This is a genomic window from Paenibacillus sp. J31R109, assembly GCF_059692055.1.
In genome coordinates this window covers 369,637-388,107 of sequence record NZ_JCAUAR010000005.1, presented here as the reverse complement: position 1 = coordinate 388,107, position 18,471 = coordinate 369,637, and the positions used below count along the sequence as shown (strand labels likewise).

General features: G+C 45.0%; 10 protein-coding genes. 3 read left to right on the top strand and 7 right to left on the bottom strand.

Translation table 11 applies throughout. From position 1 onward, the window contains the following. Positions 1-29: 29 nt before the first annotated feature. From AC58QT_RS16740 to AC58QT_RS16730, 3 genes are all read right to left on the bottom strand, one after another. Complete coding sequence (locus AC58QT_RS16740) at positions 30-4,772, bottom strand: glycosyl hydrolase family 28-related protein (protein WP_497409996.1); 4,743 nt, start codon at positions 4,770-4,772, stop codon at positions 30-32. A 362-nt stretch (positions 4,773-5,134) separates the two neighbouring features. Next, the gene (locus AC58QT_RS16735) at positions 5,135-6,913 is read right to left on the bottom strand and encodes a hypothetical protein (protein WP_497409995.1); all 1,779 of its coding nucleotides are present in this window, start codon (positions 6,911-6,913) and stop codon (positions 5,135-5,137) included. A gap of 15 nt (positions 6,914-6,928) precedes the next feature. Next, positions 6,929-9,112, bottom strand: a complete 2,184-nt coding sequence (locus AC58QT_RS16730; RefSeq protein ID WP_497409994.1) for an alginate lyase family protein — start codon at positions 9,110-9,112, stop codon at positions 6,929-6,931. A 218-nt stretch (positions 9,113-9,330) separates the two neighbouring features. Here AC58QT_RS16730 and AC58QT_RS16725 point away from each other — a divergent pair, with 218 nt between their 5' ends. Then, positions 9,331-11,103, top strand: coding sequence for a sensor histidine kinase (locus AC58QT_RS16725; protein WP_497409993.1), 1,773 nt, complete (start codon positions 9,331-9,333; stop codon positions 11,101-11,103). Beyond that, positions 11,100-12,722 carry a response regulator transcription factor gene (locus AC58QT_RS16720; protein WP_497409992.1) on the top strand — a complete coding sequence of 541 codons (1,623 nt, stop codon included), beginning with the start codon at positions 11,100-11,102 and terminating at the stop codon, positions 12,720-12,722. The genes AC58QT_RS16725 and AC58QT_RS16720 overlap by 4 nt, the downstream gene beginning before the upstream one ends. 73 nt (positions 12,723-12,795) lie before the next feature. Here AC58QT_RS16720 and AC58QT_RS16715 read toward each other — a convergent pair whose 3' ends face one another. The 4 genes from AC58QT_RS16715 to AC58QT_RS16700 all read right to left on the bottom strand — a co-directional run bounded on the left by AC58QT_RS16715 (position 12,796) and on the right by AC58QT_RS16700 (position 17,389). Next, a complete protein-coding gene (locus AC58QT_RS16715) occupies positions 12,796-14,403 on the bottom strand; it encodes a type 2 periplasmic-binding domain-containing protein (protein WP_497409991.1) in 1,608 nt (535 codons plus the stop codon). 130 nt (positions 14,404-14,533) lie between these two features. Further along, complete coding sequence (locus AC58QT_RS16710) at positions 14,534-15,403, bottom strand: carbohydrate ABC transporter permease (RefSeq protein ID WP_497409990.1); 870 nt, start codon at positions 15,401-15,403, stop codon at positions 14,534-14,536. 20 nt (positions 15,404-15,423) lie between these two features. After that, positions 15,424-16,398: an ABC transporter permease gene (locus tag AC58QT_RS16705; protein WP_497409989.1), complete on the bottom strand. Its 975-nt coding sequence runs from the start codon at positions 16,396-16,398 to the stop codon at positions 15,424-15,426. A 154-nt stretch (positions 16,399-16,552) separates the two neighbouring features. Then, a complete protein-coding gene (locus AC58QT_RS16700) occupies positions 16,553-17,389 on the bottom strand; it encodes a phytanoyl-CoA dioxygenase family protein (protein ID WP_497409988.1) in 837 nt (278 codons plus the stop codon). 121 nt (positions 17,390-17,510) lie between these two features. Here AC58QT_RS16700 and AC58QT_RS16695 point away from each other — a divergent pair, with 121 nt between their 5' ends. Further along, positions 17,511-18,386 carry an AraC family transcriptional regulator gene (locus tag AC58QT_RS16695; protein ID WP_497409987.1) on the top strand — a complete coding sequence of 292 codons (876 nt, stop codon included), beginning with the start codon at positions 17,511-17,513 and terminating at the stop codon, positions 18,384-18,386. The last annotated feature ends 85 nt before the right edge of the window (positions 18,387-18,471 follow it).

Sequence of the window (18,471 nt, the reverse complement as noted above, 5' to 3'; positions counted from 1 at the left end):
GCCAACCTGATAGGCAAGCGGGAACACTTCTATTTTCTCCTAGGAGAAGTAACTTTCTCTTCCTCCTTCTTCTCTTTCTTCTCCTTCGATTTATGCTTGTTATCGTTCTTTTTGCTATCGTTCTTCTTGCCTTTGTCCTCCTTGTCGGTTTTTACAGTTCCAATCAACTTCCCGCTTCGATTGTTATCCTTGTCTACGGCAACGACATAAAAATCATATCTCTCGCCTGACGACAGCCGTTTGACTTTCCATTTATAAACATCACCAGGAAGCGAAGCGATTAAGACATTATTCTGATACACTTCGTATTTCATAATGGGTTGATCATCTTGTGCAGGTTGCCATTTCAAGGTAACTTTCTTCTGTCGTACATGTTTAAAATGAAGCTGGCTTCCTTGTGCCCAAGTCGGTTTAATTGTCACGGGCAGCGGTTCATGCAACGTAGTAACCTGTTTCACCAACTCCCCATGCGAATTACCGAATGCATCCGACGCTATAATTTTAAACGTATACATCGTGCCTGGTTGCAAGCCATATACAGCTGTATACACACTGCCTGAAACTGTTTGTATCCATTCATTATCTTGGTACAACTGATAAGCAGTTATAGGTGCGTGACCCGTTGGTGGTGTCCACTTCAAGCTCACTTGGTTCTGAGCAAGATGTTCCACGGTAATACCATTACCAGACTGCCAAGTTTGATCAAAATGAAACCTATACGTTTGTGCAGCACCACCATCTGTTACTACGGACAGAAGTGTTGTGCCAGGTACACTATTCGCTTGTGAAGACATCACATTGGCTTTACCATATAGGCCGTAGGTAACCCCAGTAACGGTAGGGGCTATCGTCGTACCAGGTGTCAGACCCATATAATAATCATGCGTTTCTGGCAGGAAACCATGCCACTTATCCCCATTTAGTGCAACCTCGCTTAAACGAGCATCTGTCGTCATTTCATAGCCATAGAGCAAAGAGCTGACAACACCTTGCGCATTTAATATTCGCACGTAAGCTGTCTGCACATTGCCAAAGTGGTAATATTCCATCTCTGTTGATTTACCGCTGTTTCTTCCTTTGTACACATTGGTCCAGTTAGCACCATCCATGGAAATGTCAACTGAGAATGGATTGGAAGCTGCTGCCCCATTTTTCCACACGATACCGATCCCATTCACTTGCTTTACGCTTCCTAAGCTGTACATCACACTGGCACTCTTCTCAACAGGACGAGGTGTCAGATCATAACTGGTGTACACATTGCCCACATACGTGTAATTAGTCGTGACCAAATCCGTTGTTGATTTGCCTAAGGCCCATGTGCCGGAAGAGTAAAAAAACGGCGTTGTCACTGGAGTTGGTACGCTGTCAGACCACAATTTGTGATTTTCTACCTTGAATTCCCCATCGGCAGCTGATTTCGTGACCATTCGGCGCACGTAATTAATACCCCAACTTGATGTATTCATCGTGTAATTATTGGCGATCCGAACCTCTTGCCCACCAGTTGGCGTTATCCATAAGTTGTATTTCTTCGTGCCGATGTTCATTTGGGTACGGATTTTATACGTCTTATTCGCTTCATACGCAAGCGGCGTTTCAGATTTCAACGTCGTGCCATCTGCTGCACTGAACGTGCCATCCGGACTTAGACGTAGATAGCCATTCAATCTACCCGTGTTGGTCGGATTGTTCGTTCCATCTACGTAAGAGATGTAACCATCTATGGGTGAGGCATCAATAATGGGTGATGGAGCCCCTGGCTCGATGTTATTTTTGACAGCTATTGAAGTAACATCGGTTTCAAATATGGCACCAGAATTCGCAACAACTCTTGCCTTAACATCATAATTGCCACCAGGCGGGGCCATCCAACTGTAGCCATACATGCTATCACCTGTCATTGATGCCGTTCCAAGCAGTGTCGGACCTGCATAAAGCTCAACGCGCTTAACCCCTGAAGGATCGAAGGTGTACACTTGAAAATCCACGCGAGCAGGATCTAAGTAAATTCGGTTTGAGCTCGGTTCTACTAGCACGACTTCCTGATCGTAATCAAAGCTAACTTCACCTATTTGCAACTTAGGAGTATCTGTACGCTGCAGGGAATTCCAGGCTATTTTAAAATAAGTATTTGGCGTAATCGTTGGTATTTCAGCTGTATACAAGACCCTATTCATACCTGAAGTCGTGGACAACAGCCTTCTCATTGGGTTAAAAGATTGATAGCTATTCCCATCCTCGGAGAGTGAGAATTGCAGATTCGACTGAGCTCCCTCTTCCTCAAAAGCTTCAACTTGAATACGCTCAATTGCGCCTTTAGGTGAATGGTAGACAAGATAGTCTGTACCCGACTGTTGACCATTGGATGCCCATCGACCCATGTCACCATATACACGTTGAGAATCAGATTTCACAATAATCGCACCCGCTGATTTCTCTGTGACCTGTGTTGAATCATTTGCTAGATCCGTATACGTGTTATGAACATCATCCTTCGTTACGAAATGAACACGATACCAACGTGGAGGACTGCCTGCCCCTGCCCCTTGCACCGAAATCAAGGTAGTTCCAGGCACAGATGCAGCAGGAATAATCTGTACGTCTGCAGCCGCATCAGGGGCTAGCGCAGTCAAGTGAGGTACGGTTGTTGTTCCCGTTGGCAGCGTTACTGTAAATTCCGTTCCCCCCAAGGCGACTTGGGTATTGGCAACGCCATCAACAGAGATTTCTTTCAAAATATCCATTGGGCCATACGCAGTGTACAAGGGAATAGCAAATGCATTCACTGAAGCATCTTGGCCAGCTCGATGATACGGCACATCTTTGGCGTAAATGTTACGCGTTACATCTCCTCGTGTCTCTTGTGCGATCCATTGGAATACTCCATTACTCGCTGTGTTCCTAGCTTCTGAACAGCCCGCTACGGATAATTCTCCATTGGTTGTAACAAATGCAGGTACCTTCCCTGTCGATTTTACCGTTGCGCTTAAGCATCCGATAATTTCCGTTTTGCCGCCGTTCTTGGTTTCAGCTAACGTTGTTTCATATTCTGTCTTTAGCCCCAACACCCATACATGACCACCATCATTAACAAATTCAGGGGAAGAAACTTCAGGGTTTAATTGACGAGCCCACACATTCTGATTTTTGAAAATAAGGCCAGGCTCAGGGTTCGTAATTACGGGGTTAAAATTGGCAAGGGTGTGGAAATCCTCTAGATACAGGTCACCAGTACCTGAATTTCGATACGCGTACCCTGCTCGAATCGCCATATTTTTCATAACCAGCGTCTTATTCTTTGTATTCTCTATGAAATAGGAACTCACATTGTTCACGGTTGTTCGAAGCCCTTCGATCATCACAACGTCATGGCTGCCGTCGACGATTCGAAACATCGGCTTGCCAGATGTCGTCTTTAAAGTGCCCGTTGGCGTCAGAATCGAATACATCCCGATAATACGCTTAACTGTGCCTGGTATCGTAATCGTATCACTGACGTTATATCTAGCTGTGGCTTCATCTGCCGATGTATTAGGGAAGTAGATCGTTTCAGCACCCGAATTCATCGCCGCTTGGATTGCTGCCGTATTATCCGTGGTACTATCAGCCTTGGCACCGTAGGTTCTTACACTCACCCATGTGCTCGGATCTGGCCAAGGAAGCTCAGGTGTCTCTTTGATTTCTAATCCTAGGGATTTCGGCTGAAAAGAAGTTGCATTCACGATACCGCCAGTCACATATTCGCTTATATTCCCTGTAATCACGCTGCTTCCATGATCGCGAATAGCACTTAAGTAGCCTGCCGTTATCACATCACGAGCAAATAAATGACCAGATCGGATATCAATCGCTGGTTGGTCAGGTGAACCTCCGAGCAGCTGACTTTCAAGAAGGGAGATCATTCCCTGTCCTTCCATGACATATTGGCCATCAGGCAGTTTCGTCTGAGAATCTTCCGCCTGGATAATCGCTGGCACGGTATTTAAGCTGTTCAACTTGCGAATGGCGAGTGTATGGGCTTCATTGTAGATGCCCGCAATTTGCTGATGGGACAAACTGATCTCTTCCAGCGTTGTGCTGTATTGTTGCCATGCTGTTTTTATCCCATAGTTAAATCCAATAACCTCTAGCCTTTTTATAAAAGAAGGACCTGGTATTTTCTCCATAGATTCGTCGAAACCGATATGTCCAGCACCGTTAGGATCACTGGATTTGATTAGCACATCGCGAACTGTCCCTTGATTCGAAGCCACATAGACGAGACCTACTGCTCCCGCATTGCCGCTTCCTGCATCAATCGTTACATTCATTAGACTAAGATCAAAATTACTGTTCGCCCAATTATCCTTGGATCGACTTGAGTTAATGATGACCTTTGGCTGTGCGGGGTCGTTATAACCTGGGGCATTATCCATCAGTTTAATCACTGTCCCATTACGGCTCTGCCCTTGCAGAATCATCCCCCTATGCAAATCTTTATCCGTACCCATGATGAGCGTATCGCTTATCTGATAGGTGCCATTTGGAAAATAAATCGTCCGTGATCTAAGATTCCCACGTGCATCGGTCATTGCTTTTTGAATCGCAGCGGTTGCGTCCATCGTCCCCGTTGGATCCGCAAGATAAGGTGCTTTCGTAATGTCGATTACCCCTGCATCTGCGGGGAATGTTATATTCTCGGCAGATGCAGTGTGCACCGTGAAGAATAAGGCAAAGCATAGAAAGGCGCTCAGGAAAATAAACTTACGGTACTGTTGAAAAGATGACACGATAGTTCCCCCTAATAGACATAAATTGTAAGCGATTACATTTTGAGTTTTCGAGTAGATGTCTCCTCCTTCTCCAACAGAATACCGTATAAAAAACCAATAGCCCATGCCCTTTTCGAAGGAAAAGTGTTTCTTTTTCTTAGCGCAGTCTTCAGATACGCCTCCTCCCTTTCTATCATCAGGGGGAGAGGGCGTCATCTGAACCCTTGCGCTCGTTTTTCGGCCGCTTCGGGCACTTTAACGCCCCAAAAGGGCCTTATTTCTTCTCGCGGCGGCTGCTGATTCAATTTAGCGCCCTAAAAGGGCGCTATTGTCTTCGCCGCATCGCTTTTGGGACGGCTTCATTCTTTTGCCTCTTCTACTCACAGCAACGTAATCTTCCAACTCACTTCCAGTTGGTGACCTATTTCGTTCGGATTCAATTCCGTCGACCATACCGTCTTGGTATGCAAAGCACCGTGAGACGTATGGTACAGGGGATCAGCAGTCACATCTTCCGTAGAAACAAGCTGTAACCCCTTCACATCGAACGAAGCTATAGGTCCGCTTCCGAACTGGATGCGCTCACCTTGAACTACTGGCTCAGCTGAAAAAGTTGCAAATTCCATCCCGATCCGACTGGGCATCTCACCACCATTGAAGGTGAAGATGTCCTTGCGTGTAATAGATTTTTCTCCAAAAACATACGTACTAATAGTACGAATTCCTACATCGACACGAAGCAGCTCATTCTCCGTCACTTGGCCGAGAATATCTTGTTCATAGCGAATCGTATACGTCCCCGTATCCCGATCCTCTTCTGTCTTCACAGTCCTAGCGAATGCAACAGGCGCAGCACTTCGACCGTCTGCCCATTCAAATGTAGGAACGAGCTGCGGGTGACACGTATTTGGTGGAGCCTCTAACACACGAGGCTGAAAAGGTATCGGCAAATACGGCGTATATACCCATTTCCCCCATGCCTCATTCACAATCGGAAGCGAGTAGACGTTGCCATCCCTTCGAATAATGGCCATCGCCCGAGTAAACTCCCCTTCTGCGAAGGTAACTAAGGAATGAGGAAGTTGCAGGCTTAGCAGCTCTTGAAATCTCTCCCTGGACACATACTTATCGTGGTACCCAAGCTCATTCCATTGCTCGGAGAGCCGAATGATGCCGATGTATCCCTCCAAATTAGCCATCAGAATACGATGCTTATGCCGATAGGCATCCGTTCGTCGACCTTTCTCCCATAAATTTACGGAATTCATCTTAGGGTCGTGCCAGTAATGAATCAGTTTTTCTGTAAATTTAATATGATACGCATAGGCCAGTTCCTTCTCCTCTTGGGACAACCATCCTAACTTAACTGCAGTCAACAAACAGTGAACACCTTTATCCCCATAAAAACCAATACTTCGGCCATATGTGAAACCGTCCCCATGTTCATTCGCAAGGCGTAGAAAAATCGAGATGACACTTTTCATCATGCTCTGAATTTGTTCCGTTACTTCCATCTCCAACTCGACGAGCGTTTCGTATATTTCAAACGGGATGGCCATCGTATAGACGTCGAATCTACCTTCGCCCTTCGATTCATCCATGTAACTGTGCTCGCCGGAGAACGAGGAAATATGATTCATTAATTTCTGTAGGAGTCCTTTCGCATAATCAGGCGATTCCCAGCCTAACTTTTCTCGCAGCACCGCAATGCGAAATGCAACGCCATAATAATTGGTTGGAAAATTGCTATGCAATTGCAAGCCTTCCTCCACTACAAAGGAGCGCCAGTCCATCTTCGCTTTCAAAAACGCCATCATCTCTGGAGGAACTGCCGCATCCAAAAGGCCCTGTTCCTTCAAGGAATGTAATCCTTGTAGATAAAACAGAATGCCCCATGTCACTGCAGGCAGTTCCGACGTATAGCGGATTAGCCCTGGAATTGTAGCAAATAAATCAGTAAAGGATTGATCATCTCGATCCAATCGCTCTAACACGAAAGCAGCAGATCGAATCGAGGAGCCAGATACAAAGCCCTCTTTGTCATCAAAAACATCCATACCATCCAGCTTCATAGCTTGTTGTTCCTTGCACATCTGCTCCACGTAGGCATACAACCTTGGTAGGGCGTATTCCTTTGCAAGCTGGTTAAGTGTCACCATATTCCCGTCTCCCCTTTATTCAACAATTAGATCGGACTGCCTTATGCGTTCCCGAAACGTAATCTCAACTGAGTCTTTGGTATCTCTGATCAAATTATCTGCAACTACATTACCTGTGGCATCCAGAAAGCTTGCAACGTTAACCGATAAATGATTTACACATAGACGGTCTATTCGCCCATCCAACTCAATCTCCAATGCCGTTGCTTCCCATGGCTGCAAGGGTTGACCTTCTCGCCAAGCTTCCAGCCGACGTATATGTGCACTTGGTTTGGTCGATCCATAAGGCACCAAAACGGTCACGAAGCAAGCATTACTTGCCTCTTCCCGTGCATATTTCACAACAGGCTTAGGCAGATACTTCTGATCGTAATACAGGCAACCTTTCTCCAACGTGCAAGTTGCTTCACCTTCATCAGCCTGAATCAACAGTACATTTGCGTGATCATCCAATGTGTACACACGTTCAAGATCTGCATTAGCCACGACATCCCCTGATGGTAGATGGAAGAACAACTCGTACTGGTGTTGTTTGTCTGCTTTCATGATATCCATCACAACGACATACTTATTTCGGACGAATAGGACTTTCCTCGTGTGAATGACAGGATCGTCATATCGGGTATAGCCATAGTGGCTCGCGAAGAAAAATTCGTATTCCGCTGAGCTTCTCACATCCCAGATTTTGCACGGAGCCCCTGATACAGATTCCCAGTGCAGATTGCGCACATACTGGTTCTGTCCGTCCACAACGACCGTATTATGCGCACGCGTAGAAATGATATATTTACGCACAGAGTCCCACTCGTAGACACCTTTGCCCGAGTCCACAAGCAGCTCCTTGCCGTGCGCATAGAGAAGCACGTTCAGTGCGTCGGCGTGGACATGTCCGCCGACACCGCCACCAGCGCGCATCGCCACATACATGGCCGATGCTTCCCAGCTATCGCGGGCGAGCATATAGCCGCCCTGCGCATACACGGCGGCTAGCGCCTCAGGCAGCCTTCCTTCCAGAGCGGCGTAGCGCTGCGCCTCCTCCCGGCCGAAGCGAAGCGCAGCCACCAGCGGCAGCTTCGCTTCGCCGAAGACCTTGAAATCGCTGCGGCCGAATAGACGAGCGCCGCTGCTCATCAGTCCGGTGATCGGCGCTCCGCGGATCACGTCCGTATCGCCGAAGCGAGGTAGTTCTCCTGTCGGAGACAGGAGGTGAACGACCGCTTCGAACATCTTCTCCAGGACCGATTTCATGTCGGTCCCCTGCTCTAGTCCGTGGTGGTTGCACAGCTCCACCACTTCGAGCAGATCCCGCATTACCGTCACGTGGTAGGTCGGACTTGCTTCGAACTGAATGCCATCATCGTACACGTTTTGCAATATATAAGATGGAAATTCCTTCAGTGTGTAATCAATCCACTTCGGTGACACCTTGAACTCAGGAAACAAAAGTGCCGTATTCAGCAAACCACGCAGCTGCATCGTCGCATGATTCCCATGCTTGGTATGATAGCGATAAATATAGTCCCCGTGATCATAATAAGACTTAATCATTTTCATTCTTGTCTCTGGTTGAAAGGCTGAACAAGCCAGGAAAGTGATAAACACTTCCGGCCACATGAACATTCGAATGCCAACCGTAAGCGGCTCCCATGCGCAGTGCTCAACCAAGAACGTGTCATCCAATGGCACAGGACAATCTTCAATGAACGAAGAAATGAGTGCATTGAAGCAAGTACCAAACCTTTCATCCCCTGTAAGACAATACGCCCTCGACAACGACAGCATATATATACATCGGGTTAGAAACAACTGATGCTGTGAAGAATCGTGGAACCAACCATTCCAATCGATCACACCATCAGGGAACGTCATCCGTTTGTTGCCATAGAGCGGTATATCAAATGCCGCAACACGCTCAGCCTCTTCTAGAAGTGGCTGGTACTCCTTTTCCTCATACTGCTCACGAACAAAAGCACTCATCTCAGAGACCGTTGAACTACCAAAGTAATACCTTTGATTACTTGATTCTTCTACATACGTTAAATAAGCTTCTCGCGCGTTTCCCCAGTCATTCGATTCGACATAGGATCTCACTTCCTCTAGGCCTTTACCTTCTAGATTGATGACTTCCCGGAAGAACTCTTCATCACTCATCAAAGGCTTCGTATAGGTCGAATCGAACCTCAATTGTTTATATTTCATACGTTCCCCTCCTACTATCTCATCTGCGTCTAAGTATAATACGGATCACCGTGTCATTTTCGAAGGGAAAATGTGTATCTTTTTTTAGCATCGGATGCGACATGTTCAAAGCTTTTGAATTGCTTTACAATAGAAAGAAACCACATTAGGAAGGGGTTTTACACCTGCATACCCCCTTTTGGACGTTTCTGCGAAAGAGTTTTTATGTCCGAACTGTCATGTTCATGCTGTTAGTTTGTCTGGTACCTTTGTTTCTATTAGCCCTGCTTTCGATTCAGACTTCCAAGACGATTCTAGAAGCTGAAGTGAACAAAGTGAACTATCAAGTCGTATCTCAAGTTGGGGAACGGATGGACAATGCTCTAACACGAATTAAACAGTTCAGTTATCAGAATAGTCTGCTCTCGTTGTTCAATGACATTGAGGTTAAGCAAACCTTGTTCGACAATTTTGATCAAAAAAAGAAAATCGCCGATGCCATTGATGCCGAAGCTACCGTTATGGGAGATTTGGGTGTGTATATCAGCTTGTACAGTAAGCTAACAGGGGATATCTTCAATTCGACACGCTCTGGTGATGACGAAACCAAATTTCAGAACGCCATTCCCCTTGCACAATCTCGTTATAAGGATGTCATCGAGGATTTCATGGTTCAGGGCTCAGCAAACTTATTTGTGGATAAGGACAGTCCCCAGCCTTATGCCATACTCGGAAGCAACACATTATATTTACGAAAAGTTCCCTACAATTCCTATGATGAAGCGCAAGGAGCATTGCTCATTGCCATTCCTCATACAGCTATTCAAAATCTAGTGTCACACATTGATCTTGGAGAACAAGGCTCGGTTTCCATTGTGACTCAATCTGGTCACTTGATTGCCTCTTCCAATGCGAAAGGAAGTACCTCTGTTCCCGAACATTCGGTGCAACTCATTAAGCTCTGGGACTCGTTAGGAAAGCCGAATCAATTTAAAGAGAAAGATGCCATGATCTCCATCTATCGTTCACCGCAGTTTGCCAACTGGTTGGTCATGTCCGAAATTCCAATCCAACAGTTAACCGCCCAAACGAGCGTGCTGGAAAAGCGTGTGAAAATTCTTTTGTTCGGTATATTGGGACTAAGTATGATTAGTGTAATCTTCTTGGGTTATTACCTGTATCGCCCTCTCCAAACTGTAAAAAAACACATTTCACATATCAAGCATGGCAATCTTGAAAATCCCTTTCCGACCTATCCCAAGAATGAGATTGGGGAACTAGGAGACTTTTTGAACAACATGACCAACCAACTTCACAAGCTTATTGAAGAACTGCGAAGTACAGAGGAAATGAAGCGTCGAAGTGAAATTCGTGCGCTGCAATCGCAGATTAATCCACACTTTTTATATAACTGCTTGAATGCGGTTAGTGCCTATGCCTTGATGAATGATACTGTTCGTTTCAAAGAATTAATGACTCGATTGTTTGCTTTGCTGCGGTATTCTATGGAAAACTATGAACAAACAGTCCCTTTGAAGAAAGAAATCGCCTACTTACAGGACTATCTCTATATGATGGAGCTTCGATACGATTGCAAGCTAACGTGGGTCGTGGACGTCGAAGAATCCCTTCTAGACATCAGCATTCCCAAGCTGCTCTTACAGCCTCTAGTTGAAAATGCTATTTTTCATGGCATTCTGCCGTTGGGACGAGAACATGGAAAAGTGACACTGAGCGCCTACTCGGATCCGAGTCAGCAAACGGTTGTGTTAACGCTTCAAGATGATGGCGCTGGGATGACGCAGGAGAAATTAACGCAATTACGAAGCTACTTACATCGACCTGATGTGGACGAGAATATTGGCATTAAAAATGTCGCTGAACGTATCCGGCTGCTCTATGGCTCTGATGCCTACATGGAGGTTCAAAGCGAAGAAGGACAAGGAACTTGCATCACACTTAGCTTGCCAGCGCACCGCATCAATTGGAAGAAGGAGACAACATCGCCATGACAACTAGTGTGATTATTATTGAGGATGAGAAGCCTATTCGGCTATTGTTTCGCAGCATTTTGGAGAAAGAGATGAGCCAGTTTCAAGTTATCGCTGAAGCTTCTAATGGAAGAACGGGGCTTGAGCTATGTCTGACGCACGCTCCTGACATTGTTGTCACCGATATTACGATGCCTGTCATGGACGGACTGGAGCTTGTGCGGGAGTTAAAAAGAGAAGCAGCTAACGGAACTATCACCATGCCGCAAGTCATTATTTTATCCTGTCACCAAGATTTTCATTTTGCGCAAGAAGCCATACGACTAGGTGCCTCCTCCTATTTAATTAAAGATGACTGCATGCTGCATGAAGACGTATTTCTTAAAGCACTCTTGGATGTCTCTACGATGCTGAAGAAACAAACGGATCAAGTCGTGCGACAAATTACGTTAGAACATCAATTACGTACAGTTGAGGTAGATCGAGATCGCAATCTTTTTCTTGATATGATTCGAGGGAAAGAGGATCCTTGGCTTACTCGATTAGCCGAGTGTGGCCTACAGGTGGATGAGAAACAACCTTTGGTAATTGTCGTAGAATTGGATCAATATTCGCTTCGCTTCTCTCTTGAAGAGTCTGAAGAGTTGAAAATTTGGCAGTTTGCTGGCGTCAATGTCATGGAGGAAATCCTTAGCCAATACGGGTCAGTCAAAGCGATTGCCCTGGACAAGGGACGTTTTATTGGGACCTGTTGCTTACATGATGAAGGTAAAGTGGAGGATGTTATCGCCGAGGTTCGCGCAGCCTTCCATACTTATTTGAAGAAAAATATCTTCTCCTTAAGCTTCCATTCCACAAGAACTAGCACCACATTATGGTTAAATGAGATTCGCAGCTTATACAAAATGGATTTCCCTTTCTTTTATAAACAAAGTCAAACGCTTTCCACTGTCTTGCCAGAATCACTTCCACATTTTATTGAGATCTTGCCTGACATTCGTAAAGAGCGGGTGAAGAAGCTGCAAATGTCGCTCTATAACTATCCAACTGGTAAGACAAGCGGACTCCCCAATCAACGTCAGTTTATCTTGGAAGCTGAACAGAAGCAGTGGGACCCGCTCCAGGTCAAAGGTATATTTGTTGAAGCCATTATCGCTTTCAAACAAGTTCAGGAGAATATTATTAAGGAAATCTCCGTTGAGATTTCTACATTGCTAAAACAAATTGATCTCAGTCAGACGATTCATCAATTGAATGAGGCTGTCGAGACCTTTCTGGTGAAGTTGAAAAATCAAATCAAAGAAACACAGCTCGAGGATGCTCACTTACTCCATATTCTCGCTGAGATTGAAATGAATCTGGAAAATCCATATTCACTGGAAGACGCTGCTACCAGTGCGGGTTACAGCATTCCCTACTTTAGCCATCTCATCAAAAAGTTCAGCGGACTGACGTACATTCAATATGTCACACAACTTCGAATGAATAAAGCCAAGATGCTGCTTGAAACCACGCTGCTAAAAACCTTTGAAATCGCCGAACGCGTCGGCATGGAGAATTACCGCCATTTTAATAAAACGTTTAAGCGTGAAGTTGGCATGAGCCCCAGTGAATATCGCCAGATTGTGCAGAACAGTTAAAACAATTTAAGAAACCATACAAAACAGCGGCAGATTAGGTTATCTTGCAACCTTGATCTGCCGCTTTTTCTTATTACTTCTTAGACTGATTGTATTGCTCTAGGTACTCGTTAGCAATTTGTGTCCCTGATGTTTTCACCCAATCATCGATTTCCTTCTGTACCGCTTCCCACTGCAATTCGCCTAATACATATTTCAATGCAGCTACGTCTAGTTTCTTGCGATTATCCGGATTTTTGGCCAAAGTTGCTGACGTTAATCCTTCAAATGGATTTGGAATCAGCAGTTCTTTTTTGTTCATTTCATCAAAGTACTTCCGTTGTAACTTGATCAATTCCAAAGCTTTTGCATTGTTGATATAAGGGGAATATTGATTTTGAAGCATATAATAGTCTGGTCTTTCTTTGGCAGTTAACGCTTTTTGGTCTGCATTCTGCACGAGTTCACGAATTGGTGGAACAGCAGCAGCATCTTTAACGGTTACTTCCGTGTAATGCAATCCCTTAATGCCAAGACTAAGATCACCATTTACTTTACCATCAGCTGACCAGTTCAAATACTCAACAATTCGTTTTGCTTTTTCTTTATCAACCTTCGATGGGATAACCCACAATCCGTAATAACCACTCGTCAGGTTCGTTCCTGCTTTGCCCGTAGGACCAGTTAACACAGGGATGAAAGCTAGTTCTGCATTCGGATCATTCTTCTTCAATTTATCCATTTCAGGCTCACCAATCGCACGTACGTTATTCGCAATAGCACCCACGACACCGGATAAGAATTTGTTCGTTGCTTGATCGCCTTTGAGGATCGGAGCATCTTTGTCAATTAATTTATCCGCCCATAATTTACGAAGAGCTTCCAAGTAGACTTTATATTCTGGCGTTTGCACTTCATTTACCGCTTTACCTGCAGCATCCACGGACCAATCATACGGCATCCCATAAGCAAAACGCAGAGGTGTTGTATCCCCAAAAACGTAATCCATACTCACGTTACCAGCCCAGCTCCCGTAAGCCCCCATGGGAATCGTTTTGCCACCGCCAGCAGGATCTTTCTCTTTGAATACCTTTAACGCATTGGTCAGCTCATCCACCGTCTTGGGAACAGGTAAATTGTATTTATCCAGCCAGTCCTTGCGGATGACGAAATTCGCTTCTCCATTGCCGAAGGCTGCTCGAGGACGTGGAATACCGAATGCTTTGCCTCCAACCTTCGTGAAATCCCACGTGGATTGAGGAATTTCTTCCAGCTTATTTTTCCCTTTGATCAGCTCAGTAAGATCCATGAAAGCGCCTTGCTTCGCATATTTAATATACTTTTCGTCCGCTTTCCCTTTTTCCCAAAGAATAAGGTCGTAATCGTTATTGGCCATGGCAATGTTTAATTTATCGTTATATACATCACTTGGCACATATTCAATATCGAGAATAACATTGCCTGCCTTCTCGATCGCTTCTTTCGCTTGGTTCGGCATCGCAGGAGCATCTCCAAATAAGACACTCATAGCTTTAATTCGAAGGGGCTCCGCTGGCTTCGCGCTTGCCGCCGCACCTGCTGTAGCACTCGGAGTTGGACTTGATTGCTCAGCTGGCTTAGAGCTGCAACCAACCAAACTGGTTATAGTTAGGGATAATATAATGGCAGAAATACCTGTTTTCTTAGTTAAAAGTTTACGCATTGTGACGACCTCCCTATGATATCGGTTACAGTTCATCCTATCCTATCGATTTATCTCTATCATTTCGTCTGTGTCTCCTATCTTACTTCACCTGTTTGAGGAGCACCACCACCTTTCCTAATTCCGTGTGCTATTCTTTAACAGAACCTAAAAGAGCACCCTGTGCAAAGTATTTCTGTAGAAATGGATATACGAGAACTATCGGGATTAAAGCAAGAATGACCGCTGCCATCTTCACATTATTGCCGATTTGGAAATTGTCTGCTTCCGAACTTACATCTGCTCCAATACTCGCATTGGCTGCAAGAATCATTTGACGTAAAAGGACTTGGATAGGCCATTTAGTGCTATCACTGACATACAAGATCGCTTGAAAGAATTGATTCCAATGCCCTACCATGAAGAATAAAGAAAATGTCGCTATAATCGGCATAGACAGCGGGATCACCACGGACAATAAAATTCGTACTTCGCCTGCTCCATCAATTCTAGCTGCTTCATCCAAGCTTTCAGGTAGTCCCTGGAAAAATGTTTTCATAACCATAACCGTAAACGCATTGGTCGCACCTGGAAGAATGATTGCCCAGTAGCTGTCTAGTAAGCCTAAGCTTTGCACTAACAAGTACGAAGGAATTAAACCTGCTGAGAATATTAAAGTGAAGAAAATAAGCAGCATCATGATACGACGGCCTGGAAGAAACTTCTTGGATAAACCATAGGCTAACGTAATCGAGAAAACCAAGTTAACCGTTGTCCCTAGTACCGTGAGGACTATCGTATTTTTAAGCGCAACCAAGAACCGGTCTGTACTCGTTAATAAATAACTGTACGCTTCTAATGTGAATCCTCTAGGCCATAGGAAGAAAGTCCCCCCCAAACTAGCCTCTGCCGGACTAAAAGAAACTGCTATAATGTGAGTAAATGGGATGACAACTAACAGAGATAATACGGCCAGTAACACGTAGAGAAGGCCATCGAGAATTGTGAATCTTTCTTTCATGGTGTTGCAGCCTCCTTCCTTTAAAATATACCGTCTTCTCCGGCAAGCTTTGCCATCCAGTTCGCGAACAGAACAAGAATTAATCCGATGATGGACTTGAATAATCCGACTGCAACACCAAAGCTAAATTCACCACCGATGATCCCTTTGCGATAGACATACAGATCAAATACGTCGGAAACTTCGTTATTAAGTGAATTCGCCATGAGGAACACCTGTAAAAAATCAGAATCCAATGCATTGCCCAAGCGAATAAGAAGTAAAATGATAATTGTACTCTTCAAGCTAGGCAAGGTAATATGCCAAATTTTATGCCACCTATTGGCCCCGTCGACTTTAGCCGCTTCATAAAGCTCAGGATTTACACCCGCTAATGCCGCCAGGAAAATAATCGTTCCCCAACCTGCGTCCTTCCATATATGTTGGAACACAATAACGGGACGAAACCATTCATTACTCATTAAGAACGGGATTGAAGCGCCTAGTTTTGTTTCTGTTAGATGATTAATGACGCCAGATGGGCCGAAGAACATGAGTGTTACGGCTGCAATGATAACCCAAGAAATGAAATGAGGCATATAGACGATGGTTTGCACAATTCGTTTGTACATCACCAAACGCACTTCATTTAGAGCCAGTGCTAGCACAATGACGAAAGGAAAATAGAAAAACAAATTCACAGCGCTTAGCATCAACGTATTGGAAAGCAGCTTACCGAACGTTTCTTGGGTAAATAAGTCTTTGAAATGCTGAAGTCCGACCCATTCGCTTCCGCTTACTCCAAGGAATGGACTGTAATCCTTGAAAGCCAAGATAATCCCCCACATAGGGACATAATGAAAAAGTAGAAAGTACAGCATTCCCGGAGCTACCATGAAATAGAACCAAGCATATCTGCTCAGGTTTCTAGTAAAGTTAGATTTCTTCTTTGTTTTTGATCTAACTATAGGGTCAATGTTTGTGGATGGAGCTAATCTTACGTTCTCAGTTGACATCGAGTTAACCTCCCTTTGATATAAATTTACCTTAGTTCGGTTTGTAATCACATGTCCGTAACGAAGCAATAGTGTCTCTTTTTTTGTGTTTAGACACCAAAGAACCTGCTTCATGGAGAAGCAGGTTCTACTTTAATTTTATTTCCCAACGTTTCTACCGCTTAAATAACGTCGGAAAATACACATTATCGAAAGGCTGTCCATGATAAGGACGCGGTCCGAGCAACCGAATGTTGGAATGATGTTGGATACCCGAAAGATACGACGTGCCGCCAGGCATGACGTGTGCAACAATGGATAGGCGAGCCTCGTTCGTTTGATTGGCACCTGATCCATGGAACGTGAGTCCATGATGGAAACTCGCTTGCCCTGCTTTCAAAATACACGGCTCCTCCACCCATTCACGCCCACCAGCGTACTTCGCTTTTAGCTCATCCATATTCTGATTAAAGAAGGTATTGCTGTCAGGAATGAGTCCCCATTTGTGCGACCCCAGGATGGTCATCATACCGCCGTTCGTCAAATCCGTATCCTGCAGCGCTATCCAGACCGTAATCATTTCACTTGTACTGCTGCACTGCCAATAGCCATAATCTTGATGCCAACCCACATTTCCCGAGCTCGTTTCTTTGTCCCCTACACCTGGCTTTAAGATGACTTGATCATGCCAAAGTCGTGTCTCATTAACTTGAAGCAAATCGGCCACAAGTTCTCCAATGAACGGATCCGTTACGGTTTCCCGAATCTCGTCGTTAATCCACCACCCATTATCCAGCTTCCGTAGAGCATCGGGATTAGCTGACGGTCGATATGGATTCATTGGCATCCCATCTCCGTCATAATCACCGGACCAGACGCGATCATGCGCTTTGCGAAGTCTTTCAATTTGGTTGTCATCCAAAATCTTTGGACTGATCCAATAACCGTCTCTCTCAAATGTCGCCTTATCTGCTTCCGTTATTTTATACGTTTTCTGAGCTTGAATGGCCATATTCATCCTCCCTTTCATCTTCAGATATATTATATATCGCTAGAACTTGTCTTGACGTTCTTCTCCTTGAAGAGTAGTATCAGAAACAATCGGACTATATTCTGTACAAAGGGATGATGTCATGGCGCCTGCAGCCAAGCACCGTTGGACGTATAATCGAGAGCATCAAGAACCTATTGAGGCTGTTCCTGAGTTGCTTGTTTTCGGATTTGATGAAATTAACAGTGCACTTCGACTTGGCTACCATGAACATCTTGGTTACGAGTTTGTTTTTATTGAACGCGGGAAAGCAAGCTGGGAGCTAGCTAATCGAACCTACGAAACGAAAGCTGGTGAAGTGTTTCATACACGACCTGGTGAAATTCACCGAGGTGGTTTCAATGTCATTGAACCTAGTCGCTTCTGGTGGTTTATCCTCTCCCCTCCGTCGCATGAAGATTGGCTTTGCTTACCTAAGCATGAGATTGCCACCATTCGAACAAAGCTAGATCAGTTGCAGCGGATTGTACATACGGGCATTCAACCCCTAGCTGCTTTACAACGATTAAAAGATGCACTGCAAGCCTCCAGTCCTTTACGTTCCACGGCTATCCGTCAAGCGATCGTTGAACTGCTGCTTCAGATTCTCCAACCCTCCCAAGAAAGTGGTACGCTCTCCCATGATCTCGTTCATGCATTCGACGCCATGATCAGAAAAGTGGATGAAGAACCCGATTGGCGGCCAACAATTGAGGAAATGGCAGAATTCGCTTCTATTAGTCCTTCTCACTTCATGCGAACGTTTAGACAATACACTGGCAATACCCCGATGGCCTTTCTGGAACGACAAAGGATTAAACAGGCGTGTGTTATTCTCTCTCATACCGACAATTCCGTACTGACCATATCGACGAATCTGGGGTACGCATCCAGCCAACATTTTGCTACCGTATTCAAAAGAATAACGGGCGTTACGCCGCTGAATTGGCGCAAAACAAACAGTGCTTTGGGTATATAACCCAGGGACACCGCAACTACTTTAAATAACGCTACGGGAAAACGCTAATCCGTGCTAATGGACGACCAGCTGAACAATAACGTTA

What these genes read in the sequence shown, in the direction of transcription:
- AC58QT_RS16735 (WP_497409995.1), bottom strand. Translation starts at nt 6,913, where the DNA reads ATGGTGACACTTAACCAGCTTGCAAAGGAATACGCCCTACCAAGGTTG.
- AC58QT_RS16730 (WP_497409994.1), bottom strand. Translation starts at nt 9,112, where the DNA reads ATGAAATATAAACAATTGAGGTTCGATTCGACCTATACGAAGCCTTTG.
- AC58QT_RS16725 (WP_497409993.1), top strand. Translation starts at nt 9,331, where the DNA reads ATGTTCATGCTGTTAGTTTGTCTGGTACCTTTGTTTCTATTAGCCCTG.
- AC58QT_RS16720 (WP_497409992.1), top strand. Translation starts at nt 11,100, where the DNA reads ATGACAACTAGTGTGATTATTATTGAGGATGAGAAGCCTATTCGGCTA.
- AC58QT_RS16715 (WP_497409991.1), bottom strand. Translation starts at nt 14,403, where the DNA reads ATGCGTAAACTTTTAACTAAGAAAACAGGTATTTCTGCCATTATATTA.
- AC58QT_RS16710 (WP_497409990.1), bottom strand. Translation starts at nt 15,403, where the DNA reads ATGAAAGAAAGATTCACAATTCTCGATGGCCTTCTCTACGTGTTACTG.
- AC58QT_RS16705 (WP_497409989.1), bottom strand. Translation starts at nt 16,398, where the DNA reads ATGTCAACTGAGAACGTAAGATTAGCTCCATCCACAAACATTGACCCT.
- AC58QT_RS16700 (WP_497409988.1), bottom strand. Translation starts at nt 17,389, where the DNA reads ATGGCCATTCAAGCTCAGAAAACGTATAAAATAACGGAAGCAGATAAG.
- AC58QT_RS16695 (WP_497409987.1), top strand. Translation starts at nt 17,511, where the DNA reads ATGGCGCCTGCAGCCAAGCACCGTTGGACGTATAATCGAGAGCATCAA.